Origin of the sequence: Rhizobium sp. BK060, from assembly GCF_014193145.1 — a bacterium.
Classification (GTDB): Bacteria; Pseudomonadota; Alphaproteobacteria; order Rhizobiales; family Rhizobiaceae; genus Rhizobium.
This window is the reverse complement of sequence record NZ_JACHYW010000018.1, coordinates 15,942-41,247: the sequence shown is the minus strand read 5'-3', so window position 1 is coordinate 41,247 and position 25,306 is coordinate 15,942. Positions and strand designations below refer to the sequence as shown.

The window sequence follows — 25,306 nt, the reverse complement described above, 5'->3', positions numbered from 1 at the left end:
TTTAAACTTCGCTGTCCGAACACTTAGCTGACGATCGCCCTCGCCCTCGGTCGCGTTTCGTTGCGCTCGTGAGCAAAGATCGCTGCAGGCAGTGGCGGCAATCCCCGGATAAGGTCAGAGCCTCGTTCGCCAATCATTATGGTCGGTGCGTTGGTGTTGCACGATGGAACCCGCGGCATGACCGACGAATCGCACACCCGAAGCCCCTCGAGACCATGGACCTTGAGATCGAGACCGACAACAGCTTCCGGCCCCGTCCCCATCTTGCAGGTGCCAACCGGGTGGTGGTCGGTTTTCGCGTTGGCGCAGCCGTAATCGAACAGCTGCTCGTCGGTCATGACCTTCGGGCCCGGCAATCGCTCGGCCAGAATATAGGGCTTGAGCGCTGCCTGCTGCATGATCTCGCGGGCGATCTTCAATCCTTCCAGTGACATGACCTTATCATGCGGGTCGGACCAGTAGTTCGGATCGATCAGAGGTGCAGCACCCGGATCAGCTGCGGAAAGCCGCACCGTTCCGCGTGAACGTGGGTGCAGGTAGGCCGAGTTCAGGGTCACACCGGCATTCTTCAGACGCTCGACCCCCGCCTCGATCCCGGATCCAAGGCCAAGGTGGAACTGAATATCGGGCGACCGCGCATCCGGGTCGGCATACCAGAAGCCTCCGGTCTCAAAGAGGGAGGAGGCAACCGGACCCGTTCTAAACAGGACATACTGAACGCCGGCCCAGATCGTCCTGTGGAGCTTCGCGACGCCATCGTAGGTGTGATCGCCGGTGCATTCGGAGATGACAAAGAGATCGAGATGATCCTGCAGGTTGCCACCAACGCCTGGAAGATCGTGGTGCACCTTGAGCCCTACCGATCGAAGATGGTCAGCAGGACCGATCCCCGACTGAAGGAGGAGCTTCGGGGATCCGATCGCACCCGACGATACAAGAACTTCGCGTTCGGCGCGAACGATCTCGGAGCCACGGTCGGTCGCTATCTCGACGCCGACGGCGCGATGGCCCTCCAGGACAATGCGCGCCACCCTCGCGCCCGTCCGGACCACCAGGTTCTTCCGTCCTTTAATTGGGGAGAGGTATGCCAGCGATGCCGACGAACGGCGACGGTCGCGTTGCGTCAGCTGATAGAAGCCGACACCCGCCTGCTGCCGACCATTGAAATCATGATTATACGGAATGCCGAGTTCCTGGCCGGCCCGTATGTAGGCATCGCAAATCGGCAAGGGAGAGGCAGGCATCGAGACACCAAGGGGCCCCCCGTAGGAGTGATAATCGTCAGCAAAGCGCTGATTGTCTTCGGCGCGCTTGAAGTACGGCAGTATGGAGCGATAGTCCCAGCCCTCACATCCATCCTCGCTTGCCCACAGGTCATAGTCTGCCGCGTTACCGCGGGTATAGAGCTGGGCATTGATCGATGAGCCGCCGCCGATCACCTTAGCCTGCGTATAGCGCAGCACCCTGCCCTTCATGTGCTTCTGCGGAACTGTCTCCCAGCCCCAGCTCGCAACGCCCTTCGTCATCTTCGCGAAACCCGCGGGCATATGGAACAATGGGTTCCAGTCGCCTCCACCGGCTTCAAGCAGCAGCACATTAACGTCGGGATCTTCACTCAGCCGGCTGGCCAACACGCATCCCGCGGGGCCTGCTCCGGTAATAATGTAGTCGAAACGCATTTCTCTATCCTGTTACAAGCGAGGAATGGACAGGCCGCCATCGGCGTTAATCACCGTGCCGGTGGCAAAGCCGAAGTCGCCGGAAGCAAGCGCTGCGCAGATCTTTCCGAGGTCTTCGGCCTCGCCCCATCGCCTCATCGGCACCAGGCCACTTTCGATGAGGGCGTCATATTTCGATGTCACGCCGACAGTCATGTCGGTCCGGATGATCCCAGGCCGCACTTCGAACACCGCGATTCCTGAATCCGCCAGCCGCAAAGCAAGCCCCTGCGAAAAGGCGGCAAGCCCGGCCTTGCTGATGCAATAATCCAGTCGTTCCGGCGAGCTTGCCTCGGCGGAGACAGACGTGATGTTGATGATCGATCTCGGACGATGAGCCGCATCTGTCACGAGCATCGCCTTCACGACGGCCTGCGTGAAAAACACCGTGCCCTTGAGGTTCGTCGCCATGATCGTGTCGAAGTTTTCTGGAAGCAAGCCTAGGAAATCGCCGCGAACCACAGCCGCCATTCCGGCATTGTTGACGAGGCAATCGATGCGCCCAAAGCTCGACAGGACCGCACGCACGGTCTTGTCATGCCTGGAGACGTCGGAAACATCCGCTTGCAGATAGACCGCATCCACTCCCAAGCCCCGAAGCTCGTCGACGACGTCCCGGCTCTCCTGCGCCGCCCCGACACCGGTGATCACGATGTTGTAACCGGCCTTCGCCAGCGCGATCGCGATCCCGAGACCGATGCCGCGGCGTCCGCCGGTGACTATGGCGACTGGCCTTTCAACCTGCTGTGTCATGCGCGTAAATCCTTCGATGCGATGTGGTCGGCGACCCGCAGCGCCTGACTGGCGACCGTCAGAGCGGGATTCACCGCAGCCGAGGTCGGCAGGAAGCTGGCGTCCACTACAAAGAGGTTCTGGTGATCGTAGGAACGGCAATAAGGATCCAGCGGCGCGCTCGCGGGGTCGTTGCCGATCCTGACGGTGCCGCACTGGTGAGACGGCGTGCGCTTGTCGAACGGCTTTGAAAGAACGATCGGGAATCCGATCGACTTGAGGACCGCCTTCAGCTTCCCGACCAGTTCGAGATGCGCATCCCAGTTCGTCCTCTGCCACTGCAGAACGATGCGCTCCCCATCCACCGTCACGCGGCTTTCCGGGTGAGGTATATCCTCGCTCATTGCATAGAAGTCGATCGCATGGCCCGTAATGTTCTGGAGCAGCCATTCCGGTGCCCAGGGCAGCGAGCCCTTGAGTACCTTTGCCGAGATTCTGCCCAGCAGCTGAACGTTCCCGAGCGGCGGGCCGCCGTTTCCATCAGACAAATAGAAATCATTGAAACCGAAGGTTTTCTGGTAGATCGACCCATTTCGATAGGTCGGCGAAACAGCGATCACCGCCGACGAATTATGGTTCATGAAATTCCTCCCGACCTGATTGGAGGAATTTGCAAGCCCGTTCGGATGGCGCATATCAGCCGAACGCAACAGCAGCACGGCGGATTGAACGGCGCCGGCCGATAGAATGACCAGCTTCGGACCGACAGCCAGGTCCTCGCCGTTCTTGCGGTAGCGGACGCGCTCGATCCTGCCGTTTCCATCAGCCTCGAGCTTCATCACCTTCGCGTTCGTCTCGAGGCGGACGTTCGGATATTCCAAGGCCTTGAGGAGAGCAGCGGTCTCCGCATCCATCTTCCCGTCGCGCGAATTCGGATGCGCATCCCAGGGTGTCTTGGCCTTCGACAGCCAAGCGTCGATATTCACCCCCAACGGCAGCGAAAACGGGTGCAGGCCTTTCGCCTTCAGTCGCGCTCTGACATCAGCAATAGGGGGCTCGTCGGGAACAGCCGGATAGTCGTAGTTGCTCGAATGGGCAGGCTCCGTGGGATCATCTCCGAGGTTTCCCCGAACCTCGTACATCCGTTCTGCGCGGCTATACCAGGGCTCCAGAACCTCATAGGGAAACGGCCATGCGGGCGAGACGCCTTCCCTGTGGCGGATCTCCTCGAAATCTTCCCGGCGATAGCGCGATAGCACCGCACCGTAGAACTTCGAATTGCCGCCAACATTGTAGTAATTGCCGGGATTGAAGGCCGTACCGTCCGCCTCGTACCACACCTCCTTCGGACGAAAATGCCCGCGCTGGAAAATGGCCCGTTGGTCGCGGTTCTCCGGGCGATCGGCAATGAAGTCGCCAGCCTCGAGGATCAGGATCTCGGCACCGGTTGCCGCCAGTCCGGCGGCAACGGTGGAACCACCCACGCCCGATCCTATGATGATGATATCAGGTGTGCTGCTCATTTCGAATATCCAGACCAGACTACACTATACGCGTCTGGCTTTGAGGATCGAAGAACACCGCCTTGTCGAGATTGAACGCCAGGCGGGCGCTCTGCCCCGGTTGAATTCGGGCATCCGCGCGCAGACGGGCCACGACTTCCTTCCCACCGAGCTTCGTCACTGCGAACGTATCCGATCCCGCCGGTTCCACCACCTCGATCAGGCAGTCGCTTTCGGCGAGGGCCTTGGCGTTGCGGTCCGCGCCATCCGGGTCGGTCAGCGCCTCCGGTCGGATGCCGAAGACGATCTCCCGGCCGGCATGCGCCTCAAGCGCGCCGTTGCTTGATGTGACCGGGAGCCGGACCGGTTCTCCGTGCGGACGCGCCAGCGATACTGTCAATCCCGCGGCCCCCTTCTCGATCGTTCCCGCGAGAAGATTCATGGCCGGCGACCCCATGAAATCAGCCACGAACATGTTGGCGGGGTTGTTGTAGATCTCAGCAGGCGTTCCAAATTGCTGCACCTCGCCATCCCGCATGACGGCGATTTTGGTGGCGAGCGTCATTGCCTCGATCTGGTCGTGGGTCACGTAGACGATCGTCGTGCCGGTCGCCTGATGAAGCCGCTTGATTTCGATACGCATGTCGACACGCAGCTTGGCGTCCAAGTTTGAAAGCGGCTCGTCGAACAGGAAGAGCTTGGGATCGCGGACGAGCGCTCGCCCCATGGCAACGCGCTGGCGCTGCCCACCCGACAGCTGGCTCGGCTTGCGATTGAGCAGATGGCCGATCTGAAGCACCTTGGCGACCTTGTCGATCGCCTTGTTGCGCTCCTCGACAGGTACGCCGCGCATTTCCATGCCGAAGGATATATTTCCGGCAACCGTCATGTTGGGATAGAGCGCGTAGCTCTGGAACACCATCGCGATATCGCGCTTCGAGGGATGCAGGTCGGCGATGCTTCGACCCTCGACGCGGATGTCGCCCGCGGTAATCGATTCCAGGCCGGCGATGGTGTTGAGCAATGTCGACTTGCCGCAACCGGAGGGGCCGACCAACACGAGGAAGCCGCCCTTCTCCAGTTCAAGGTCGATACCCTTGAGGATCTCCAACGAGCCGAAACGCTTCTTGAGACCGGATATTTCGAGGAAGGCCATTGGATTATCCTTTGACAGCGCCCGCCATCAGGCCACGCACGAAGTAGCGGCCGGCGAGAATGTAGACGAGGAGTGTGGGCAAGGCTGCGATCATCGCTGCCGCCATGTTGACGTTGTATTCGACGACACCCGTGGAGGTGTTCACGACGTTGTTGAGCGCCACGGTCATCGGCATGGAATCGCCCGTTCCCGCATAGGCCGAGGCAAACAGGAAGTCGTTCCAAATATTGGTGAACTGGTAGATGACCGTGACGACGATGATCGGCAGCGAATTGGGGAGCATGATGCGGCGGAAAATCTGGAAGAAGCTTGCGCCATCGACCTGCGCCGCCTTCACCAATTCGGTCGGAAAGGCCTCGTAATAGTTACGGAAGAAAAGCGTCGTGAAGCCGAGACCATAGATGACGTGAACGGTGACGAGATTGACGGTCGGATTGCCGAAACCCAGCGATACGCCAATTTCGTTGCGCAACGTCGCCCCGAACCGGCCGAGACTGCCAAGGATGGTCGCCATGGGCAGAAGCACCGACTGGAACGGAATGAAGCAGGCAAACAGCATCAGGCCGAATACCAGCGTGTGGCCGGGGAAGCGCCACTTGGTCAGGATGTAGCCGTTGAGCGCCCCCATGATCGTCGAGATCGCCACAGCCGGGACGACCATCTTGATCGAGTTCCAGAAGTAACCCTTGATGCCGGCGCAGGTCAGACCGACGCAGGCCTCGCCCCAGGCCTTGAACCAGGGATCGATCGTCGGCGACTGCGGCAAGGCCAGCATATTGCCACTCTGGATTTCGTCCATCGTCTTGAACGAAGTCACAAGCATGACGAACAACGGCATCAGATAGATGATCGCGAATATCACCAGCAGGCCGTAGATGAAAATCCGACTGAACATTCTGGAGCGCGCCGCATTGGCCGCGTCGGACATGGTCGAGGTGATAGCGCTCATCGCGATTTCTCCCGGAGCTCGGAATAGAGATAGGGAACGATGATCGCCGAGATCGTCATCAGCATGATCACCGCACTGGCCGAACCGACCGCCATCTCGTTCCGCTTGAACGTGTATTCGTACATGAAGTTCGACGGCAGCCAGGCCGAGCCACCCGGTCCGCCCGATGTCAGCGCCACGACAAGGTCGTAGGACTTGATCGCCATGTGGGCCAGCACGATGAAGGCCGACAGGAAGATGGGTCTGAGCAGCGGAATAATGATGCGCCGATAGAGCTGCACCGTGGTTGCGCCGTCGATCTGCGCCGCCTTCATGATCTCGCTGTCGATGCCGCGAAGGCCGGCAAGGAACATCGCCATCACGAAGCCTGAGGCCTGCCAAACGCCGGCGATTACGACCGTGTAGATCACGAAATCCTTGTTCTTGATCCAGTCGAAGTGGAAGCTCGTCCAGCCGAACTGATGCAGTGTCTGCTCAAGGCCAAGGCCCGGATCGAGGAACCATTTCCAGGCAACACCAGTGACGATGAAGGAAAGCGCCATCGGGTACAGGAAGATCGGCCGCAGTATCCCCTCGCCGCGGATTTTCTGATCCAGCAAAATCGCCAGAAACAGACCGAGCGCCAGGCATATGCCGATATAAAGGACGCCGAAAATGCCCATGTTGGTGATCGAGGTGTACCAACTGGAGGGCGGATCGCTTTCAAACGTCCAGCGCCAGAGCCGTTGATAGGCGCGCGGCCCGGTCAGGGCGTAAGACGGAAAGGTCTTGGAATTGGTAAAGGACAGATAGACCGTCCAGATGATGAAGCCGTAGACGAAAACAAGCGTGATGGCGAAACTCGGCGCGAGCACGATCTTCGGCAGCGCGTCTTGCAGGCGCGCGCGGATTGAAATTGGCGTTCCCCGGTGTGGCGTAAGAACGGTTTTATCTGTAGTGATGGTGCTCATGGGTTCATCTCCTCCGACGATGTCGTCCGTTGCGGAGCCTTCCCCGCCACGAGGGCGGGGAAGACCGCGGGAGGCCTTGATTACTTGGCGTCCTCAATTGCCTTGACGAGTTCTTCGACCGCCTGATCGGAGGTCTTGATCTGGCCATGCACGAATTTGGAGACGACGTCCTTGTAAGCATTGGCGACTGCCGGAGGAGCGCCATAGCCCTGCGCCAGCGAGCCGAACAGCGTGCCGCCTTCGTTCGCCTTCTTCAGGTCGGCGATACCCTTCTTGCCACAAGCATCGAAGTCGGTATCCGGCACGTCGGTACGGGCAGGAACCGAGCCCTTGACGACGTTGAATGCCGACTGGAAGCTCTTGGAAAGAGTTGCCGTTGCAAGCGCGACCTGGGCCGCCTTGCGATCGTCCGGCACATTGAACATGCCAAACATGTCGGAGTTGTAGATCACGCTGCCGTCAGTGCCCGGGAAGCGGTAGCACAGGAAGTCCGTATTCGGCGTCTTCTTCGCCGCTACGAATTCGCCCTTCGCCCAGTCGCCCATGACCTGAACGAGTGCATCGCCCTTGATGACCATGGCCGTTGCGAGGTTCCAGTCACGTCCGGAGAAGTTCGGATCGACATAGGTGACCATCTTCTGGAGATTGTCGAACGACTTCTTCATCGTGTCCGACTTCAGAGACCCCTCGTCGAGATCGTTCATGGCCTTCTTGTAGAACTCGGGCCCACCTGTCGACAGCACGATGGAGTCGAACATCGTCGCCTCCTGCCAGTTCTGGCCTCCGAGCGCAAGCGGGGTGACACCTGCCGCCTTGGCCTTGTCGAGCAGTGCAATCAGGTCGTCGAAGGTCTTCGGCTCGGTACCGCCGATCTTGTCCATGACGGCCTTGTTGATCCACAGCCAATTGACCGAGTGAACGTTGACCGGAGCGGCAACCCACTTGCCGTCATACATCGAGAACTTCTGCAAAGCAGCCGGGACCGACTTGTCCCAGCCCTCTTTCACCGCCGTCTCAGTAAGGTCGCCCATGACACCGGCCTGTGCGTAGTCGAGAACGGTATAGCCGAGCATCTGAGACGCCGTCGGATAGGTGCCCGCAGCAACCATGGCCTTGAGCGCGGTCATTGCCGCGTCACCACCACCGCCAGCGACCGGCACGTCCTTCCAGGCAAACCCTTGCTTCGCCAGATCCTCCTTCAGGACATTGAGGGCCGCGGCCTCGCCGCCCGACGTCCACCAATGCAGCATCTGCACTTCTTTCACGTCGGCGGCCTTGGCGGCGCCGAGGCCAGCTACCGTCATTGTCACCAAAGCAGTCGTCATCAAAAACTTGCGCATCGTTTTCCTCCCGGTTTGCAAGTTCACAAAAGCGGAAAATCCGCGTTCAAAAGCCCGTGCACACTCCCCGCACAAAGGCCCTGGTTATCACGGCGAAAACGCCGCTTGCGTTAATTTAAAACGTTATAAACTTAACCAAGTCAAGTCACACGCGTTGCCTTTCCACGTTCGAGAAAACACAAGTTACCGTATGTTTTTGTTTGTTTTTTAGCATGCACTGCAGCACAAGCGAAACTGAGCCGCAAATTTAAAACGTTTCCAGTCCGGCATTGCGTCGGCTTGGCTGTCGCGTTAGTGTCCGGCCATCCGACCCCTTTGGAGGAAAGCCGAGCGTGTCTCGCATCGCAATGCCGCCCACGACCAGATCGACCCGCAGGACCGGCAAACCAACGCTGCGTACCATCGCGGATATGGCTGGCCTTGCCGTAACCACGGTGTCGAGGGCGCTGTCGGACGACCCGGTGATCAATCACGAAACCCGCAAGCGTGTCCGCGAGATCGCGATTCAGGTCGGCTATTCCCCCGATCGCGCCGCCCAGCGCTTGAAGACCGGCCGCACAAATGTCATCGCCATCCTGCTTGAGCCGCACGAGGAAATCCTCGGCTATGGCACCTCGATCATGTCCGGCATCGCCAAGGCGCTGCAGGGCACCGCCTACCATCTGATCGTCATGCCCAACCTGCCGCACACAACCAACATCGAGGCGGTCAACTACATCATGCGCAACCACATGGCCGACGGCCTGGTCATGTCGCGCACCGAACCTTTCGACCCACGCGTGCGGTTGCTGATGGAGCACGATTTTCCGTTCGTCACCCATGGCCGCACCGAACTTTCGACCCCGCATCCTTATGTCGACTACGACAATTTCACGTTCGCCTACGAGGCAACCAAGCGGCTGATCGTCAAGGGGCGCCGCAAGCCGGCTCTGATCAGCGGCCCGATGCAGTTCAGCTTCGGCAGCCATATCCTGCATGGCTTCATGACCGCCGTTCGCGAAGCCGGCTGCGCCTATGAGGTCATCTCCGGGATCGACCTCGATCATCCGGCAGGCGCCATTCGCGACCGTATCGCCCGACGCCATCGGGAACCCGACCCACCCGATGCCTTCACCTGCGGCGGCGAAGTCTGCGCGCTCGCCACCGTCACCGGCATGAGCGACTGCGGTCTCACACTCGGCGTTGAATACGACATCGTCGCCAAGCAGACGTCCCAGCTCCTCTCCGCCATCCAACCGAAGGTGGAGACCATCTATGAAGACCTGACGGCCACCGGCGAGCAGATCGGCCGCATTCTGAAGAAACGGATCGGCGGCGAGACGGATATGGACCAGTTGCAGGTACTGCTGACGCCGCAGCCACCCCTTTCCGCAGAAGCTGGAAGCAGCTGACAGCTGCGTTCTTGAACTCCGACCAGAAGTGGCGCCGGTCAAACGCCAGCCCGCATCCCCACCCATCCGGCAGAGACCCAATTTGGCCCGGTCCTGGAGCGCGGGAATGAGAAAGCGAAAGGCACGCCAGTTGCCGCAAGCGAACGTGCGACTAGCGAACGTCGATCCAGCCATCTGCTCCCTCCCTTCTCCCACTTAAGCTCCCTCGGCAATCTTACCGCGGCATCCACCAGCCAGTGCGGCCGCCGATATGCATGTTGAGCGTCTTGGTTTCGGTGTAATCCTCCACCGCGTGACGGCCGAGTTCACGACCGAGCCCCGATTGCTTGTATCCTCCAAACGGCAGCTCGGAAGCCCCGTCCATGAAGGTGTTCATCCAGATCGTCCCGGCTCGCACCTTGCGCCCGACAGTCAGGCAGGTATCGAAGTCACGGCTCCAGACCCCTGCCGAAAGACCGTAGTCGATGGCGTTGGCGACCTGGATTGCCTCCGCCGTGGTTTCGAACGCGAGAACGGACAGGACAGGACCGAAGACCTCCTCGCGCGCAACCGCCATACCGGGCGTCACCGCCTCGAGGATGGTCGGCGCCATGTATTGGCCCATACCCAGGTCAAGTTTTTCGCCTCCATGCGCGACTTGCGCGCCGCTGCTGGTTGCGCCGGCCACGTAACCGGCAATCTTGTCCAGGTGCTGCGGCGTGATGATAGCACCAACTTGCGTGGTTGGATCGAGCGGATCGCCAACTTTGACGTCCTTCGAGAGGTCAGCAACGCGCCTGACGACATCGGAAGCGATGCTCTTGTGCAGGATGAGACGGGAGCCTGCATTGCAGCACTCACCGGCATTAAAATAAGCACCGAAAACGGCCGCATCGATGAACGCATCGAGATCCGCATCGGGGAATACGATCTGCGGGTTCTTGCCGCCCAGTTCCAGCGAGACCTTTTTGAGTGTCTGCGCGGCATTCGCCATGGTGAGTTTGCCGACACCGGTGGAGCCGGTGAAAGACACCATGTCGACCTCCGGATGGGACGTCAGGACTGCTCCGACCTCTGGTCCCGTACCGGTGACAATGTTGACAACGCCGTCCGGAACGCCCGCTTCCTGGAGGATTTCGCCAAGCACAAGCGTCGACCCCGAGGTCAACTCCGACGGCTTGACGACGGTCGTGCATCCGGCTGCTAGGGCAAAGGGAAGCTTCTGGCCGACGATCAGGAACGGAAAGTTCCAGGGAGTGATAATCGACACCACACCGATCGCTTCGCGCAAGACAACGCCAAGCGTGCCGTCTCCAAGCGTGTTGTAGCTCTCGCCGTGCAAATCGCGCGCAAGGGCCGCCGCGTAGCGCCAAATGTCAACCGAGCCCGCGATCTCGCCGCGCACCTGGGAGATCGGCTTGCCGGCCTCGATCGCGTCCAGGAAGGCGAGCTCTTCTGCACGAGCAGCGATTAAATCAGCCGCCTTGAGCAAAATGGCAGACCGCTCGGAAGCGGTCATTCGCGGCCACGGCCCATGATCGAAGGCCTTGCGAGCGGCGAGGATCGCGCGCTCGGCATCCGCTTTGCTGCCAGTCGGGAAACGGCTCACAACGACGCCATGGCTCGGCGCAACGCGCTCGATCGACTGGGCGGACCCCGCTTCCCACTTGCCATCGACCAGCATCTTGAAGTCGCGGATCTTGTGGTCGCTAAGCGCCTTTGGATTGACCAGAACCGTCATTACCATTCTCCCTTGAATTTGGCCGGGCGCTTTTCGCTGAAAGACGCGACGCCCTCCTTGAGATCGGCGGTCTTCGCGACCAGGATCGAACCCAGCGCTTCGACGGCAGTGCCGTTGTCCTCGCCATTTGCCGAAGCGATCATCAGCTTCACGATCTCCAGCGCGGCAGGCCCTCTCGACGCAACCCGTTGCGCATATTCCTTCGCGGCATTGACTGCGTTGCCGCTCGATGTGACCGCATCCACAACCCCGAGCACACGGGCTTCCTCGGCGGTGAATATCTCACCACCCAGCGCCATGCGGCGAACCACCTGCGCGCCGAAGCGCTTCACAAGGCGTTGCGTGCCGGACCAGCCGGGGACCATGCCGAGGCCCGTTTCGGGCAGCCCGATCTTGATGTGCTCTTCGGCGATACGAATGTCGGCGACACCGGCAAGCTCCAGCCCGCCACCGAGAGCGTGGCCATTTAGGGCCGCGATCAGCGGCACCCTGAGGGTCGCAAGTCTCTCGAACACTCGATGGCCGTGACGCACCCAGGCATGGCCGAACTCCTGCGGCTGCATACCGCCCCACGCCTTGATATCGCCACCAGCCGAGAAGCCCTTGCCCTCACCTGTCAGGATTGCCACTCGCACGTCGGCGTTAGCCTCGACATCGTCGGCGGCATCCGCGAGCGCCTTTAGCATGTCCAGATCGAGCGCGTTCAGCTTCTCCGGCCGCGATACCGTCATAATCGCGACGTGATCCTCGACCTGGATCCTGACCGTGCCGCTAGCCATTAAAGACACCCTCCAGAACGCCGGTGCTCTTCTTCGGCAAAGACAGGCCTATGTTTGCTTCGCCAAAGAGCTTCGCATCCATAACCTTGAGGTCCTTCTCTACGATCAGCGGGAATTCGGATTGATCGAGGATGTGGCTCTGCAGGTCGATGCCCGGTGCGATCTCCGTCAGAACGACGCCTTCTGGCATTAACTTCATCACGCACCGCTCGGTGACATAAGTGATGTCTTGGCCTTGCTCGATCGCCCGCTTACCAGAGAAGGTGACATGCTCGACTTCGTTGACGAGCTTCTTCAGCTTGCCTTCCTTCTCGATCACCAACTTGCCGTCGATGATGGCAAGCTTCGCCCCCGCGTTGAACATGCCGGAGAATACGATCTTCTTCGCCCGCGCTGTGATATCGACGAAGCCGCCGGCCCCCGCTGTCACGTGGGGACGGAACGAGAGCTTAGAGACGTTCACGGAACCATTCTTGTCGATCTCAAGGAAAGACAGCAGCGACGCATCGAAACCAGCGCCCTGAAAGTAGGTGAACTGATATGGCGACGGCATATAGGCATCGGCGTTCGATGCGCAGCCAAACGCGAAGTCCAGCAAAGGGACGCCGCCGACGGCTCCCTGCTCGATGACCCAGGTGACTGCGCCGTGCAGCCCCTCCTCAAGCAGGATGCGCGGCACGTTGGCAGAAATGCCGAAGCCCAGATTGACGCAGCTGCCCGCCTGCAGCTCCTGCGCAACGCGGCGCGCGATGACCTTCTGGATATTGAATTCCGGAACGCGAAAACTGTCCAGCGGCCGAAAGATTTCGCCTGATATGGCCGGATCGTAGAGTGTCTGTGTGGTTTGCTTCTGGTCCGGATCGACGATGACATAGTCGACCAACATGCCAGGTACACGCACGTCATGCGGCTTCAGCGAACCTTCCTTGGTAATCCGCTTGACCTGGGCGATGACGATGCCGCCATTGTTGCGGGCAGCAAGCGCCTGATCTAAGCCGCCGAGATAGGCGCCTTCGTGCTCATACGTAAGGTTGCCGCGCTCGTCCGCGGTTGTCGCACGGATGATGGCGACCTGCGGCACGATCGACGGGAAGAACAGCCAGTCCTCTCCTTCGAACAAGACACGCTTGACTACGGGCTCCTCTGCCCCAAGGTCGTTCATCGCGCAGCCCTGCCTCTTCGGGTCGACGAACGTGTCGATACCAACCTTTGTCAGAACGCCGGGGCGTTTGGCAGCAGCCTCCCGATGAATATCGAACATGATGCCCGAAGGAATATTGTAGGCCGGAATCTCATTGTTCGTGATCATCTGCCAGATCAGCGGTGGCTCCGCGCTGGATGGACCCGATGGATAGGAACCGCCGACGATCTTCTTCAACAGCCCCTTCTTGGCGATGTGGTCGACGCCCTTGATGCCGCTCATGTCACCTGCCGCGATCGGATGCAGCGTTGTGATATCCCGCGGATGACCGGTGGTGTCGAAGCGCTCGCCAATCGCCTTCAACATCAGGTCGGGGCAGCCAAGGCCGCTCGATGACGACACAGATACGACGGCTCCGTCGGGGATCAGTGCGGCAGCTTCGGCCGGGGTGATGTGCTTGCTCATTGGGATGACTCAAAGTCCTGTTTCGATTTTCACGGCAGACCCGCTTTTGGTCGCCTCGACAACGGCAAGACCTGTCGCGACCGACCAGATGCCATCCTCCGCCGTCGCAGAAGGACGGCCCTTGCCGGCCACCGCAGCGTGGAAGGCTTTCAGTGCGCTTTCGTAGAGATTGCTCGCGTTGGTCGGCAGTTGCTGCTCGCCATCCGCATTCCTCAGCGTCACCGTCCCATCCGGACGCTGCGTCATAACGTTGCGGCCGACGAGCGAACCTTCGGTGCCGTGCACCTCAAACCCGGTCTCTGCGTATTTGGTGGTGAAGGCATCGTGAAACTGCGCGAGGATACCGTCCTCGAAACGCATCACGCCCATGACGCCATCTTCGACGCCGGGCTTTCCCATGCCCGCCGCCTGCGAAAACGCGACCACCTCCACCGGATCACGCCCGAGAACAAACCGCAGCGTGTCGGTGTCATGGACCGTGATATCCAAAATGACGCCGGCACCGGCTTCGGGCTTATCGAGCCGCCAGCCCTGCAAGTGGACCGGCAGGTAGACGGCATGAAAGACGCGGGCGGCCAGTGGCTTGCCGATTTTTCCGGCGGCAATCGCGTCTCGCATGGCAATGTGAGTGGAGGCATTGCGAAGATGGTGATTGGTGGCGAGCACGACGCCGGCCTCCTTCGCCGCCTTCGCCATGGCGTGCGCATCTTGCAAGGACATCGCCAATGGCTTCTCGCAAAGAATATGCTTGCCGGCGCGGGCCGCAGCGATCGCCTGGTCACGATGAAGCTCGTTGGTCGTCGAAATGTAGACCGCATGGACATCCGGATCGTTCACAAGGGCATCGACATCTGCGACATGCCTCGGGATCCCGTTTTCCGTCGCATAGGACCGGCCGCGCTCCGCGCTCGAACTCATGACGGAGACGATATCGCCGCCGGTCTCACGGATAGCACTAATCACCCATTCGCGCGCGATGGTGCTCGCGCCAATCAGCCCCCAACGAACTGTCATGCCATCTTTCTCCCTGCCTTCTTCTGCGCGGCACCACAGCTCTCGCGAACAACAAGCCGGACAGCGGTCGTGATGCTTTCGGGCTCCGCTTTGCCGGCATTGATCTGCTTGAGGAGAAGCTGCGCTGCGCGTCTACCCATACTCTGAGGATCAACGGAAATGGTCGTGAGAGCCGGGACTGCCGTTTGCGCCTCGATCACGTCGTCGAAGCCGACGACAGCGAAGTCCCGACCGGGCTCCATGTGACGCGCGCGCAAGCCATCGCACACACCGAAGGCGACGGCATCATTGAAGCAAACCGCCGCCGTTGGCCGATCGGCCATCGCCATCGCCCGTCCGATCGCGTCGACACCGCCCGCCCTTGAGGGCGCTGACGAGACTACCAGCTCTTCATGAAAGCCGAGGCCCGCCGCCTTCATGCCGCCCGCATAGCCCGCCAGACGCTCTTCGAAGACCGCCGTATCGGGAAATCCGCCGAGAAACGCAATTCGCGCGTGCCCTAGGGATGCCAGGTGCTCGACCGCCGCTGAAGTCCCGCCCTGATTATCGGAAACAATTGACGAGACCTTCGCACCAGGCAGGCTGCGAACAACGACAACGACCGGAATATCGGCAGCAACGAGCGGCTTGAGATCGGCCGCTTCGGTAGCGCGCGCCGGAGAGACGATAAGGCCCGAGATTCCATGTTCTCTCATCGAGGCAACGACTTCCCGCTGCCGGTCGATGCTCTCGCTGGTATTGGAGAGGAACTGTACGAAGCCGGCGGACTGGACGACCATATCCACGCCAACCGCAAGTTCGGCAAAGAAGCTGTTGGTGAGGTCGTTCACGACAACACCGATGATCTTCGATTTCGCACTTGCTTGGCGCAGATTCGCTGCCCCACGGTTATAGACGTAGCCAAGCTCACGCATCGCTGCATTGACCTTGGATCGCGTCCCCTCATTCACGAGCGGCGACCCTTGCAGCACCAGAGACACCGTCGACTTGGAGACGCCGGCGGCCTTGGCGATGTCAATGACGGTCACCCGCCCCTTGGTCATGAAATTCCTCCCAGCGATCTCGCCAACTTGGACGCTACATAATTGGAACGTTCCAAATATGTCAAGCGCAATCTTCATCTGGCCACGACGGCGAAAATCGAGTCGAAAAGGCCATTATCATTTTGATTCTACTACATGTTCTATATTAGAAACAACCTCATTACGCTTGCCATCTACCGAAACTAAAGAATCAGAAAAACACTATTGCAATTTGGAACGATCCAAATTATTGCGTCGTTAGCTGTCGAGGAGGATCACAATGAGCTTGTCTTTAAATCTGCCGAACACCGACGGTTCCGCCAGCGAATACCGTCTTGTCGGGACGCCGATCGAGCGCCCGTCCGCACCGCCCAAGTTCAACCGGATTGCCTATGCGGCCGCTCACGTTGTGTCCGACCCGCGAAAGGACTTCGACCCCTGGGGTCGTCCGGCGATTGACTGGGACACAACAATCGCCTTTCGCCGGCACCTGTGGAGCCTCGGCTTCAAGATCGCCGAAGCGATGGATACCTCCCAGCGCGGCATGGGCCTTGATTGGGACGGCGCGCGGGAACTGATCCGGCGATCGTTGGAGGAGGCTCGCACCGTTCCGGGGGCTGACCTTGCATGCGGCGCCGGCACCGATCATCTCGCTGCATCCGATGCGCGATCGATCGACGATGTCATCAAGGCGTATGAGACGCAGATCGAATTCGTGGAAAAGAATGGCGGTCGCGCCATCATGATGGCCAGCCGCGCCCTCGCCCGCGTGGCGTCCTCTCCTGACGACTACACCAAGGTTTATGGCAGAATTCTCTCCCAGGCCAAAGACAAGGTCGTCTTACACTGGCTCGGAGACATGTTCGATCCGAACTTAGCAGGCTACTGGGGCAGCGCGCAGTTTGAACCGGCGCTCGAGTGCGTTCTCAGGATCATCAATGAGAACAAGGAAAAGGTCGAGGGGATCAAGATTTCGCTGCTCGATAACGCCAAGGAAATACAACTGCGCAATCGGCTTCCGGAAGGCATCCTTTGCTTCACCGGCGACGACTTCAACTATGCGGAACTGATCGAAGGCGATGGCCGCCGCTATAGCCATGCCCTGCTCGGCATCTTCGATGCCGTTGCACCATCAGCGTCGAAGGCATTGGCCTCACTTGCAACAGGTGATGCCGCTACCTTCCGCTCGGTGATCGAGCCGACCGTTCCGCTCTCCCGCAAGATCTTCGAGGCGCCGACGCAGTACTATAAGGCCGGCGTCGTCTTCCTCGCCTGGTTGAACGGCCACCAGAGCCATTTCAGCCTTCCTGCTGGATTGCAATCGGCGCGCGGCATCAATCACTATGCCGATATTTTCCGGCTTGCCGACAAGGCAAACGTCCTCGACAAGCCAAAGCTTGCCACCACACGCATGAGGCATTTTATGGGCGTATTCGGCATTGAATGAACCGCCGAGGAAGGCGAGCACGTTTTGACCTGCGGCTCATGTCGCCTCGGGGCAAGTCTTCTCCGAGGCGGCTCAAGCATCCATCGAAGCAGCTCAACTGCCTGTGAGCGCGTCGTTGTGCCTAGTAGCTGCAGGGCCGGTGATTGAAACAAACTGAAAAATTAGTGCGTCCTGGTGGCCCGTCAGGTAGAACGGAACCGGGCTGGCTGAAGTATAAGCAGCGCTATAGCCTCATTTGCTGGATGTTGTCGTCTTCACAGTCGGCCTCGCTCCACCACGAATGAACGCAAGCGTGTAATGGGTCGCTGCGGCAAGCAGACCGACGATCGCTCCGTAGTTCAAGAAGAAACCCAGTGTGGACTCGTTGAAGTCCCACATATCAAGGCTGTAGGTCAGCACCAGCTTCGATCCGAATGTCATCTCAGCCCAGCTTTTGATCCCCCAGAGTGAAACCGCCGTAGCCGCAAGGCGGAGCGACCTTGTGCAGACCGGGTTGGCATCCCTGATACCAAACACCGCGCGACAGGTGTTCATGATTACGCCCCATCGTGTCCCAAGGTGGACAGAGACAATGAACAACAGCCAGTATGCCGCGAACATATGCACGTCACGCATGGCGAAGGCTCCATCAAGCGCCAGGAAGGTGAACAAGTCACAGGAGATCAGCACGCTTGTAACCATCATGATCGTCATCACCAGCTTGAGAACCGCGATCGTGATGATGTTGAGCCACCGCACGCCATCGTACTTCCCTCTAGCGACGCGCCCGTACCAGAGCCGGTTGAAGACGTTATGGCCGATCACGAGCGTGAATAGCACCGTGCCGAATACCTCGTGCGCGAAGTTCTCCAGCCACCAGTAGGCCAGGCACGCGATAATCAGCGACAACGCAACAAAATCGAGGAGCAGGCGGAAACGCAACATCAGATTCATTCGAACTCGAATCTGCGGATGTCATTGAAGGTGTACAGGAAGTCCCTGTCAGACCTGGAGCTATGGCATCGCTGGCAGCGCGCCGTGTTCTCGGCCATGTTAATGGTCCCGTCGGGCTTGAACCATTGGAACTGCCAATCGCCAGTTCTGCGCTCTTCGCCGTAGTCGTTACCCCAGCCGGAACGCTTCTCCATGACGAAATAGCGGTAGATGTCCCCGTCGCGGTAGTCGACCAGCACGAAATGAGTGCCGTCGGGTATGGCCTGTCCGTTCTTCACGGCTTCGATTGCCTCCCGTGTTGTCATGATGTGTTCGGTGACTTCGCCCCGGGTCACGGTCGTATAGTGCACGAGACTGTCGATGTCCGGCATCGTCGCTCGATTTGGTTCGGCATCGACCTGCCAGCCGGCAAGAACGATGGCACCCACCACCGAGGCGAGAAGCGGAAGACGAAGGATGAATTTGCGCACGAGTGAGGAGCCCTTGCTGGTTAGAGCGACGGTTAATCGGCCGCGAAGACTTCTTTTGCGACGGCAACCGCCGAGACTGCGTTCGGCCAGCCGGCATAGAACGCAAGATGGGTGATCGCCTCGGTCAACTCCTGTTCGGTGACGCCGTTCGTGCGTGCGATCGCAAGGTGGGACCTAAGCTGATCCGGGCGGTTCATCGCTACCAGCGCCGCGACGGTTATGAGGCTGCGGTCCCGCTTCGAAAGTTCAGGCCGTTCCCATATGTCGCCGTACAGGACGTTGTCCGTTAGTTCCGCCAGCTTGGGCGCGGTCGCACCCATCAGTTGTTGTGCTCTTGTCGGCATGGTCCTGTCCTCTTTTTCGCTTGGGGATTGGGCGCAAACCACGCCCGGGAGTGCCGTCACGACAATGGCTAACGTCAGGCACGCGTTGACGAGTAGATGCCTCATGTTGGGTCTCCGGGATTGAGATGTCGGGTCGCGGTCAAGCGGCAACGTTCAGTCGAGCTTCTTTTCCTTGAGGAATGCCCACACCTGGTCGGCGATTTCGACGTTGTTCAGATCGGAAAACATGAAGTGCGTGTTCCCGCGGATGCCGATTTCGGGGAGATGGACGAGCTTGGCGTCTCCCCCGAGCTTGTTGACGGCAGCGACCCAGAGTTTGGCCATCGCGAGTCGGACCCGCCAGTTGTCCCGACCGCGCTCCGTTGTGGGCTCTGTCGGGAAGTTGTCCCCGTAGTAGATGATGATCGGCAAGCGGGTCAGCTTCTCGAAGTCCGCGATAGACACCGTCTCTGGCGACAACGTGCCCGCTGCACTTGGCATCGGCGCAGGCACCTCGCCCTCCGGGAATATGAAACCGCTGCCTGGCTCGAAAGCGACGATACCTTTGACGTTTTGGGTCTTGATCGCCGTCAGCCAGCCGGGTCCGCCGCCTTGCGAATGCGTGACGAGGATGCCGGGTCCGATCTTGTCGAAGAGTGCCGCCATTGCATCCGAAATCACTCCTGCGTCGTAGGGCCCGGTATTCGGCGTGACGAATCGGAAGAATTGGTCGAGAGCCGCCGGGTTCCGGTCGAACTGAACGCCCTCGAAGAAGTTCGGCCATTTGCCCAGCCGGAACTGATCGAAATAGAGCTGGTCGTAAGGCGTCGGCTCGATGGTCGTCGCGACGGTGCTGTTGCCAGCCCGACCACGCCGGGGCTGATCGACGAGATATACGGGAAAGCCGCGGCGCAGGAATATGTTTTGAAAGCCCTCGCGGCCGTCCGGCGTCGTCTCCCAGCTTCGCGCTGATTGGTAGGCACCGTGCAGCATGACGATCGGCATCGGCCTCGCGTTCTCCGGTATCTGGTAGAAAGCGTAGAGGTGATCCCCGTGCAGGCTCTGGCCTTCCGCGGTCGGCGCGTTGTTGTTGTAGGTTCCGGGCATAGCCGCGACCTTGCCGCCCACCGCAAAGCTGCCCTGTCTGTGTATGATAAGAGGACCAGCCTGATCCGCTGTCTGGCTCAATGCTCCGGTGATGCCGACTTGCAACGACAGCAGCAGAAGTAGAGCGAGCTTAGTAAGACGTGTTTTCACGATATCCATCCCCATGGCGCTATATGGGAAGGGTACGCCAGCAACCATGGGCTGATTAGGTGGCGAAAATCGCATGAAGCCATTAGCAAGGCTTATTAATCAAAAATCGTTTATCGGAATGTGATCTGAAACTCGCGATTTTCGAGGCGGATGTCATGCATGAACGCTTGAAAGTACTTCGTCTGCAGCTCTCAAGCCGCTTTGAAACGCTCCATGCGCCGTAGAAAAGTCCCTCGGATCGGTGGCCTCGCCTGCGAAGAAAATCCGTCCATCGAATGAACGGGCTAACTGGCGACGAGCATCGCTCTGACCAGGGAGCGCGTGGCTGTAGGCACCGCCGACCGATGGAGTGGATGTCCAGTTCGAACACACAAGCGGGCGAAGGTTATTCCTTACTTCAAAACCAAAGAGATGCGCGAGTTCGCCGATCGCACCAGCAAACGCAATGTCTGGCCCAGCATCCACCGCCTCCTTGGCAGAGGCTCCGCCGAGGAAGCATTCGATAACAGGCCAGCCGAAAGGTCGGATGTAGTAGGCTCCGGTCCTTGCGTCTCGCGGATCACCTAGCACGAGCGTTTCTGCCTCGAATGGGCTGCTGCCTGAGACTTCGAGAAACAGTTTTTCGTTGTAGCCGAGCGGAAGGGACGCCGCAGCGTTCCGCCACGGATCGAGGCCCGAGGGCCACCTGATGGTGTCGCCCGCGAGAATGTTTGTCGAACAAGTCACCACGACCCGTTCCGCATTGATGGTCCCGAATGCCGTTGTCAAACCGACTTTGCGATCGGCAACCGAAACCGCCTCCACGGGTGTCGCGAGAAAGAGTTCGGCCTTAGCGGGAATAGCAGAACTGACCAGAGTGCCATACCCTTCGCGGATCCGGTAGTCGATGTGGCTGGACGCTTCATCGTAGGAGAGGTAGTCGCGGACGGAAATACGTTCCAACCCGTCGCCGCTCGTGAAGCCGCTCAGAGCCTCAATATAGCCGGTCCATTCGCCGTCTTCCAAAGCGTCTGAAGCAGAGTCACTTTCGGGCGAGCGCTCGGAAATGCGTTGGTACCAAGCCGCGTAGGCACCCCGCGCGGCCTGTTGCTCAGGTGGAGAAAAGCCGAGGTTGCGAAACTGAGTTCCCCAAGCGGGAGGGCTCCGATCAACAGATAGTCCTGCCTCCACCGCGATCTCGGTCCACGGGTTTCGATCCGCCGAATGGAGCCATCCGCATCCCAGATCAAGCCGTAGCCCTGCGGCCAAACTTGTGTAAGCCCGTCCTCCGCTTCGAGGCAGAGCCTCCAGGATAGTGACCGACAGACCAGCCCCTGAAAGTCTTCGAGCGGCTGCGATTCCTGCCGCTCCGGCACCCAAAATAATCACGTCGGCGTCTTGAACCATGCTCTATCCTTCCGCGTCAGCGGCGCAGCATCAGGGTACCGCCTCAATTCAATGAAGGCATTCTAGAACACCAGGCATTCGTTTAGGTATCGAATAGTGCTTGTGGCCATGTCTGGAATTCATGAATGTGGTTCGCCCGGCTCAGCCTTTGAAACGAAGCGCGTCCACCACCAATGCGAAAGCGGGAGAGGCATGGCGTCGGTTCGGATAGTACAGGTGGTATCCTGGAAACGGCGGACACCAGTCCTCTAGCACCCTGATCAACTCGCCCTTTTCGAGATGGTCCACGACCTGGTCTTCAGGAATGTACGTAAGGCCGAGGCCGCGCAGTGCCGCGTCCCGCCGCATCGCGAGATTGTTGAATACCAGCTGCCCCTCCACCCGCACCCGGAGTTCGCGCCCGTCCTTTTCGAACTCCCATGCGAATATGTTGCCATGTGTCGGGAGCCGCATGTTGATGCAGTTGTGTTCCGTCAGGTCCTGAGGCGTTTCCGGCCAGAGGTGCTCCCGGAAGTAAGAAGGGGCCCCGACGACCGCCATTCGCATTTCCGGGCTGATGCGGACGGCGATCATATCCTTGGCGACCTGCTCTCCCAAGCGAACGCCCGCGTCGAAACGTTCTGCGACGATGTCAGTGAGGCCGTAGTCCACGATGATTTCGACCGTAACATCGGGGTTATCAGGCAGAATTTTCTCCAGTGCGGGCGCAAGAACCGAGATCGCTGCATGCTCGCCGGTGGTGATACGGATGGTGCCCGTCGGCCTATCGCGCATTTCGCCCAATGCCGCGATCTCAGCCTGAATTTCCTCGAAACGTGGGCCTGCTGTCTCCAGAAGACGCTGCCCTGCCTCTGTGGGCGACACACGCCGCGTGGTTCTTGTCAAAAGTCTGATGCCCAGCCTCTCCTCCAGTCCGCGGATGGTTTGGCTCAATGCTGACTGGGAAACGCCGAGTTTGACAGCGGCTTTCGTAAAGCTTTCCTCACGGGCGACGGTGACGAAGGCAACGAGGTCGTTGAAGTTTTCCTGCGGCATTCATTAGCGGTCCTTATAGCTTCATCCCGATTACTGCATCTAATCGGAAGGATCGACAAGGGCTAAGTTTCCATCATCAACGCGCAGCCTCGCCGGGAGGACGGCTCTGCAAATCGCCAGATGGAAACAGCCATGCCAGACGTTCGACCAGCCGCCTCCAATCCAAATAAATCCGCCATTCTCGCGATCATATTGATTAGCTACGTGATGATTGTCCTGGATATCTCCGTGGTGCTCACGGGCCTGCCCAAAATTCATCACGAAGTCGGTTTCTCGGATGCAAGCCTCGCGTGGGTGCAGAGCGCCTATACCCTGGCGTTCGGTGGCTTCCTCCTCCTTGGGGCACGAGCTGGCGATATTCTTGGCCGACGCCGCATGTTCATTGTCGGGATGGCGATCTTTACGGTCGCCTCGGTTGCCATCGGTGCCTCGCAGTCGTCCCCATGGATGTTGTCCTGGCGTGCGATCCAGGGACTAGGCTCTTCAATCCTCGCTCCCTCCACACTTGCGCTGCTGCAAACGAACTTCGAGGATGGCGAGGAACGGACACGCGCGGTATCCTATTACAGCGCGGCCGCAGGAGTTTCCGCAACGGTCGGCCTCATTGCGGGCGGCCTGCTGGCCGATTGGCTGTCCTGGCGCGTGGGCTTTTTGATCAACCTGCCGATCGGGATCGCAATGATCTTCGCTTCGCGCACCTACATCACTGAGACAGAGCAACGTCCCGGCAAACTGGTTGGGACCTGGTAACGTTCGCTTTGATTATCGCAGCTACCGTATTGCTGACGCTCTTCGTCCGCATCGAAAACCGCGCCGCGCAGCCGATCCTGCCGCTCCGCCTGTTTGCCGACGCGGAGCGCTCGGGAGCTTACGCGGCGCGTGTCCTTTACCTCGGAGCGATGGTCGGCTTTTTCTTCTTCACGACGCTGTACCTTCAGGAAGTCGCGGGCTTCCGCCCTGCGCTCACCGGCCTCGCCTTCGTGCCGGCGACGATGCTTCACGTTCCCGTTGCCATCGTCGTGCCTCGCCTCATACGCCGCTTCGGCCGCAATGCGATCCTCCTTGTCGGAATGGTCATCGGGATCGTCGCGATGGCATGGCTCAGCCGTGCGGGCGTCGGATCGAACTACTGGACGACAGTGGCGTTGCCAATGGTGCTGATCGGCGTGAGCCAGGGCCTCACTCTCAGCCCGTTGACATCGTCGGGCGTCGCCAGGGTTTCCACCGAAGATGCAGGTGCTGCGTCCGGCGCTGTCAACGTCGCTCACCAAATGGGAAGCTCGGTCGGCCTGAGCGTTCTGATCGCGATTGCCGCGGTGGGGTCGGTCGGCCTGACAGGTACCGAGCTAACCGCATACCGGGCTTCTCATGCGTTCGACGCCGGTACGGTGATGCTAATATTCGCGCTGGTCGTGGCTGTGACCACCATGGTGCCGGCCGCATCTCGTCAACAGTCTGACGCCCACGAAGCTGAATCCTTGGCCGCCGAGAGCGCGGCATAACTCAAGGAGATAAGCGAATGAATTTCCCGCACATCTGGCCGCCCGTGTCGGCAAGCAACCATAGGAGATGAACATGAAGATCAGGAAGATTGGAGACCTCGAAGTTTCCGCCCTCGGGCTCGGCTGCATGAGCATGAGTTCGGCTTACGGTCCGCCCGCTGACAAGGCCGAGATGATCAAGTTGATCCGTTTCTCCCACGAACGAGGCGTCACCCTTTTCGATACCGCCGAAGCCTATGGACCGTTCGTCAACGAAGAGCTGGTCGGAGAAGCGATCGCGCCGATCCGGGAACAGGTCGTCGTGGCGACGAAATTCGGTTTCGATATCAACATGGAAACGGGCGAGCGTAGCGGGGGTACAAATAGTCGTCCCGAGCACATCAGGGCCGTCGCCGAGGCAAGCCTCAAAAGGCTCAAGACAGACCGGATCGACCTCTTCTACCAGCATCGCGTTGACCCGGCCGTCCCGATCGAGGACGTCGCAGGAGCGATCAAGGACCTCGTCGCCGTCGGCAAGGTGAAGCACTTCGGCCTCTCCGAGGCAGGCGTCAACACCATTCGCCGCGCACACGCTGTTCATCCGGTGACGGCAGTCCAGAGCGAGTATTCCTTGTTCTGGCGAGGCCCCGAAGCAGAGTTGCTTCCGGCACTCGAAGAACTTGGAATAGGCTTCGTGCCGTTCAGCCCGCTGGGTGCTGGTTTCCTGACCGGCAAGATCGACGAGAACACTAAGTTCGATGCCAGCGACTTCCGCAACCTCGTGCCGCGCTTCACGCCGGAGGCTCGCAAGGCGAACCTCGCTCTCGTAGACCTGCTCAAAGCAATTGCGGACAGGAAGAATGGAACGCCAGCCCAGATCGCACTGGCTTGGCTGCTTGCTCAGAAGTCCTGGATCGTCCCCATCCCGGGGACGACGAAACAGCATCGGCTTGAGGAAAACCTTGGCGCAGTCGAACTCGAACTCGATGCGACCGATCTCCATGAAATCGAGGCCGCGCTGTCCAAGATTGAAGTCGTCGGCGAGCGGCTGCCCGAAGCCGTCCTCAAGATGACCGGTCTCTAAAGTTGGAGTTT

At 59.7% G+C, this 25,306-nt stretch carries 23 protein-coding genes; 5 read left to right on the top strand and 18 right to left on the bottom strand.

Going from position 1 to position 25,306, the window contains the following annotated elements; genetic code table 11:
- Positions 1-23: 23 nt before the first annotated feature.
- The 7 genes from FHT71_RS19910 to FHT71_RS19880 form a co-directional block, all read right to left on the bottom strand.
- Entirely contained in the window at positions 24-1,679 is a 1,656-nt protein-coding gene (locus tag FHT71_RS19910; protein WP_132592809.1) for a GMC family oxidoreductase N-terminal domain-containing protein, read from the bottom strand.
- Positions 1,680-1,691: 12 nt separating this feature from the next.
- Positions 1,692-2,471, bottom strand: coding sequence for a 3-ketoacyl-ACP reductase (locus FHT71_RS19905; protein WP_132592807.1), 780 nt, complete (start codon positions 2,469-2,471; stop codon positions 1,692-1,694).
- On the bottom strand, positions 2,468-3,973 hold the full coding sequence (locus FHT71_RS19900; protein ID WP_183721603.1) for a GMC family oxidoreductase: 1,506 nt from the start codon (positions 3,971-3,973) through the stop codon (positions 2,468-2,470). Before FHT71_RS19900 ends, FHT71_RS19905 begins: the two co-directional genes overlap by 4 nt.
- 19 nt (positions 3,974-3,992) lie before the next feature.
- Positions 3,993-5,108 carry an ABC transporter ATP-binding protein gene (locus tag FHT71_RS19895; RefSeq protein WP_183721600.1) on the bottom strand — a complete coding sequence of 372 codons (1,116 nt, stop codon included), beginning with the start codon at positions 5,106-5,108 and terminating at the stop codon, positions 3,993-3,995.
- A gap of 4 nt (positions 5,109-5,112) precedes the next feature.
- A complete protein-coding gene (locus tag FHT71_RS19890) occupies positions 5,113-6,057 on the bottom strand; it encodes a carbohydrate ABC transporter permease (protein WP_132592803.1) in 945 nt (314 codons plus the stop codon).
- Positions 6,054-7,007, bottom strand: coding sequence for a sugar ABC transporter permease (locus FHT71_RS19885; RefSeq protein ID WP_007788465.1), 954 nt, complete (start codon positions 7,005-7,007; stop codon positions 6,054-6,056). The genes FHT71_RS19890 and FHT71_RS19885 overlap by 4 nt, the downstream gene beginning before the upstream one ends.
- Before the next feature lie 80 nt (positions 7,008-7,087).
- Positions 7,088-8,347 carry an ABC transporter substrate-binding protein gene (locus FHT71_RS19880; RefSeq protein ID WP_132592801.1) on the bottom strand — a complete coding sequence of 420 codons (1,260 nt, stop codon included), beginning with the start codon at positions 8,345-8,347 and terminating at the stop codon, positions 7,088-7,090.
- Between the two features lie 347 nt (positions 8,348-8,694).
- Between FHT71_RS19880 and FHT71_RS19875 the strand changes: the two genes are divergently transcribed.
- Positions 8,695-9,738 (top strand): LacI family transcriptional regulator, encoded by a 1,044-nt coding sequence (locus FHT71_RS19875; protein ID WP_037081647.1) that lies wholly within the window; start codon positions 8,695-8,697, stop codon positions 9,736-9,738.
- Between the two features lie 214 nt (positions 9,739-9,952).
- Here FHT71_RS19875 and FHT71_RS19870 read toward each other — a convergent pair whose 3' ends face one another.
- From FHT71_RS19870 to FHT71_RS19850, 5 genes are read right to left on the bottom strand one after another with little or no spacing between them, the layout of a single operon-like run.
- Complete coding sequence (locus FHT71_RS19870; RefSeq protein ID WP_183721597.1) at positions 9,953-11,464, bottom strand: aldehyde dehydrogenase family protein; 1,512 nt, start codon at positions 11,462-11,464, stop codon at positions 9,953-9,955.
- A complete protein-coding gene (locus FHT71_RS19865; protein ID WP_007788471.1) occupies positions 11,458-12,237 on the bottom strand; it encodes an enoyl-CoA hydratase/isomerase family protein in 780 nt (259 codons plus the stop codon). The genes FHT71_RS19870 and FHT71_RS19865 overlap by 7 nt, the downstream gene beginning before the upstream one ends.
- Positions 12,230-13,843 carry an acyl CoA:acetate/3-ketoacid CoA transferase gene (locus FHT71_RS19860; RefSeq protein WP_183721594.1) on the bottom strand — a complete coding sequence of 538 codons (1,614 nt, stop codon included), beginning with the start codon at positions 13,841-13,843 and terminating at the stop codon, positions 12,230-12,232. Before FHT71_RS19860 ends, FHT71_RS19865 begins: the two co-directional genes overlap by 8 nt.
- Before the next feature lie 9 nt (positions 13,844-13,852).
- Positions 13,853-14,857 (bottom strand): Gfo/Idh/MocA family oxidoreductase, encoded by a 1,005-nt coding sequence (locus FHT71_RS19855; protein WP_132592797.1) that lies wholly within the window; start codon positions 14,855-14,857, stop codon positions 13,853-13,855.
- Entirely contained in the window at positions 14,854-15,900 is a 1,047-nt protein-coding gene (locus FHT71_RS19850; RefSeq protein WP_132592795.1) for a LacI family DNA-binding transcriptional regulator, read from the bottom strand. The genes FHT71_RS19855 and FHT71_RS19850 overlap by 4 nt, the downstream gene beginning before the upstream one ends.
- Positions 15,901-16,159: 259 nt before the next feature.
- On the opposite strand from FHT71_RS19850, the gene FHT71_RS19845 reads away from it, so the two are divergent.
- Positions 16,160-17,326 (top strand): dihydrodipicolinate synthase family protein, encoded by a 1,167-nt coding sequence (locus FHT71_RS19845; protein ID WP_132592793.1) that lies wholly within the window; start codon positions 16,160-16,162, stop codon positions 17,324-17,326.
- Between the two features lie 231 nt (positions 17,327-17,557).
- Here FHT71_RS19845 and FHT71_RS19840 read toward each other — a convergent pair whose 3' ends face one another.
- The 6 genes from FHT71_RS19840 to FHT71_RS19815 all read right to left on the bottom strand — a co-directional run bounded on the left by FHT71_RS19840 (position 17,558) and on the right by FHT71_RS19815 (position 22,730).
- Positions 17,558-18,259 carry a DUF4405 domain-containing protein gene (locus FHT71_RS19840; protein WP_183721591.1) on the bottom strand — a complete coding sequence of 234 codons (702 nt, stop codon included), beginning with the start codon at positions 18,257-18,259 and terminating at the stop codon, positions 17,558-17,560.
- Positions 18,256-18,729, bottom strand: coding sequence for a cytochrome P460 family protein (locus tag FHT71_RS19835; protein WP_007788481.1), 474 nt, complete (start codon positions 18,727-18,729; stop codon positions 18,256-18,258). The genes FHT71_RS19840 and FHT71_RS19835 overlap by 4 nt, the downstream gene beginning before the upstream one ends.
- A gap of 32 nt (positions 18,730-18,761) precedes the next feature.
- Positions 18,762-19,178 (bottom strand): carboxymuconolactone decarboxylase family protein, encoded by a 417-nt coding sequence (locus FHT71_RS19830; RefSeq protein ID WP_132592787.1) that lies wholly within the window; start codon positions 19,176-19,178, stop codon positions 18,762-18,764.
- 48 nt (positions 19,179-19,226) lie between these two features.
- Positions 19,227-20,309, bottom strand: coding sequence for an alpha/beta fold hydrolase (locus FHT71_RS19825; protein ID WP_348649177.1), 1,083 nt, complete (start codon positions 20,307-20,309; stop codon positions 19,227-19,229).
- A gap of 153 nt (positions 20,310-20,462) precedes the next feature.
- On the bottom strand, positions 20,463-21,695 hold the full coding sequence (locus FHT71_RS19820; protein WP_132592783.1) for an NAD(P)/FAD-dependent oxidoreductase: 1,233 nt from the start codon (positions 21,693-21,695) through the stop codon (positions 20,463-20,465).
- A 141-nt stretch (positions 21,696-21,836) separates the two neighbouring features.
- Positions 21,837-22,730 (bottom strand): LysR family transcriptional regulator, encoded by an 894-nt coding sequence (locus FHT71_RS19815; RefSeq protein WP_183721585.1) that lies wholly within the window; start codon positions 22,728-22,730, stop codon positions 21,837-21,839.
- Between the two features lie 132 nt (positions 22,731-22,862).
- Between FHT71_RS19815 and FHT71_RS31850 the strand changes: the two genes are divergently transcribed.
- From FHT71_RS31850 to FHT71_RS19805, 3 genes are all read left to right on the top strand, one after another.
- Entirely contained in the window at positions 22,863-23,480 is a 618-nt protein-coding gene (locus tag FHT71_RS31850) for an MFS transporter (RefSeq protein WP_246718077.1), read from the top strand.
- Positions 23,481-23,488: 8 nt separating this feature from the next.
- A complete protein-coding gene (locus FHT71_RS31845) occupies positions 23,489-24,232 on the top strand; it encodes an MFS transporter (RefSeq protein WP_246718076.1) in 744 nt (247 codons plus the stop codon).
- Between the two features lie 73 nt (positions 24,233-24,305).
- On the top strand, positions 24,306-25,295 hold the full coding sequence (locus tag FHT71_RS19805; protein WP_183721582.1) for an aldo/keto reductase: 990 nt from the start codon (positions 24,306-24,308) through the stop codon (positions 25,293-25,295).
- Positions 25,296-25,306: the final 11 nt, after the last annotated feature.

What these genes read in the sequence shown, in the direction of transcription:
- FHT71_RS19910 (WP_132592809.1), bottom strand. Translation starts at nt 1,679, where the DNA reads ATGCGTTTCGACTACATTATTACCGGAGCAGGCCCCGCGGGATGCGTG.
- FHT71_RS19905 (WP_132592807.1), bottom strand. Translation starts at nt 2,471, where the DNA reads ATGACACAGCAGGTTGAAAGGCCAGTCGCCATAGTCACCGGCGGACGC.
- FHT71_RS19900 (WP_183721603.1), bottom strand. Translation starts at nt 3,973, where the DNA reads ATGAGCAGCACACCTGATATCATCATCATAGGATCGGGCGTGGGTGGT.
- FHT71_RS19895 (WP_183721600.1), bottom strand. Translation starts at nt 5,108, where the DNA reads ATGGCCTTCCTCGAAATATCCGGTCTCAAGAAGCGTTTCGGCTCGTTG.
- FHT71_RS19890 (WP_132592803.1), bottom strand. Translation starts at nt 6,057, where the DNA reads ATGAGCGCTATCACCTCGACCATGTCCGACGCGGCCAATGCGGCGCGC.
- FHT71_RS19885 (WP_007788465.1), bottom strand. Translation starts at nt 7,007, where the DNA reads ATGAGCACCATCACTACAGATAAAACCGTTCTTACGCCACACCGGGGA.
- FHT71_RS19880 (WP_132592801.1), bottom strand. Translation starts at nt 8,347, where the DNA reads ATGCGCAAGTTTTTGATGACGACTGCTTTGGTGACAATGACGGTAGCT.
- FHT71_RS19875 (WP_037081647.1), top strand. Translation starts at nt 8,695, where the DNA reads ATGCCGCCCACGACCAGATCGACCCGCAGGACCGGCAAACCAACGCTG.
- FHT71_RS19870 (WP_183721597.1), bottom strand. Translation starts at nt 11,464, where the DNA reads ATGGTAATGACGGTTCTGGTCAATCCAAAGGCGCTTAGCGACCACAAG.
- FHT71_RS19865 (WP_007788471.1), bottom strand. Translation starts at nt 12,237, where the DNA reads ATGGCTAGCGGCACGGTCAGGATCCAGGTCGAGGATCACGTCGCGATT.
- FHT71_RS19860 (WP_183721594.1), bottom strand. Translation starts at nt 13,843, where the DNA reads ATGAGCAAGCACATCACCCCGGCCGAAGCTGCCGCACTGATCCCCGAC.
- FHT71_RS19855 (WP_132592797.1), bottom strand. Translation starts at nt 14,857, where the DNA reads ATGACAGTTCGTTGGGGGCTGATTGGCGCGAGCACCATCGCGCGCGAA.
- FHT71_RS19850 (WP_132592795.1), bottom strand. Translation starts at nt 15,900, where the DNA reads ATGACCAAGGGGCGGGTGACCGTCATTGACATCGCCAAGGCCGCCGGC.
- FHT71_RS19845 (WP_132592793.1), top strand. Translation starts at nt 16,160, where the DNA reads ATGAGCTTGTCTTTAAATCTGCCGAACACCGACGGTTCCGCCAGCGAA.
- FHT71_RS19840 (WP_183721591.1), bottom strand. Translation starts at nt 18,259, where the DNA reads ATGAATCTGATGTTGCGTTTCCGCCTGCTCCTCGATTTTGTTGCGTTG.
- FHT71_RS19830 (WP_132592787.1), bottom strand. Translation starts at nt 19,178, where the DNA reads ATGAGGCATCTACTCGTCAACGCGTGCCTGACGTTAGCCATTGTCGTG.
- FHT71_RS19820 (WP_132592783.1), bottom strand. Translation starts at nt 21,695, where the DNA reads ATGGTTCAAGACGCCGACGTGATTATTTTGGGTGCCGGAGCGGCAGGA.
- FHT71_RS19815 (WP_183721585.1), bottom strand. Translation starts at nt 22,730, where the DNA reads ATGCCGCAGGAAAACTTCAACGACCTCGTTGCCTTCGTCACCGTCGCC.
- FHT71_RS31850 (WP_246718077.1), top strand. Translation starts at nt 22,863, where the DNA reads ATGCCAGACGTTCGACCAGCCGCCTCCAATCCAAATAAATCCGCCATT.
- FHT71_RS19805 (WP_183721582.1), top strand. Translation starts at nt 24,306, where the DNA reads ATGAAGATCAGGAAGATTGGAGACCTCGAAGTTTCCGCCCTCGGGCTC.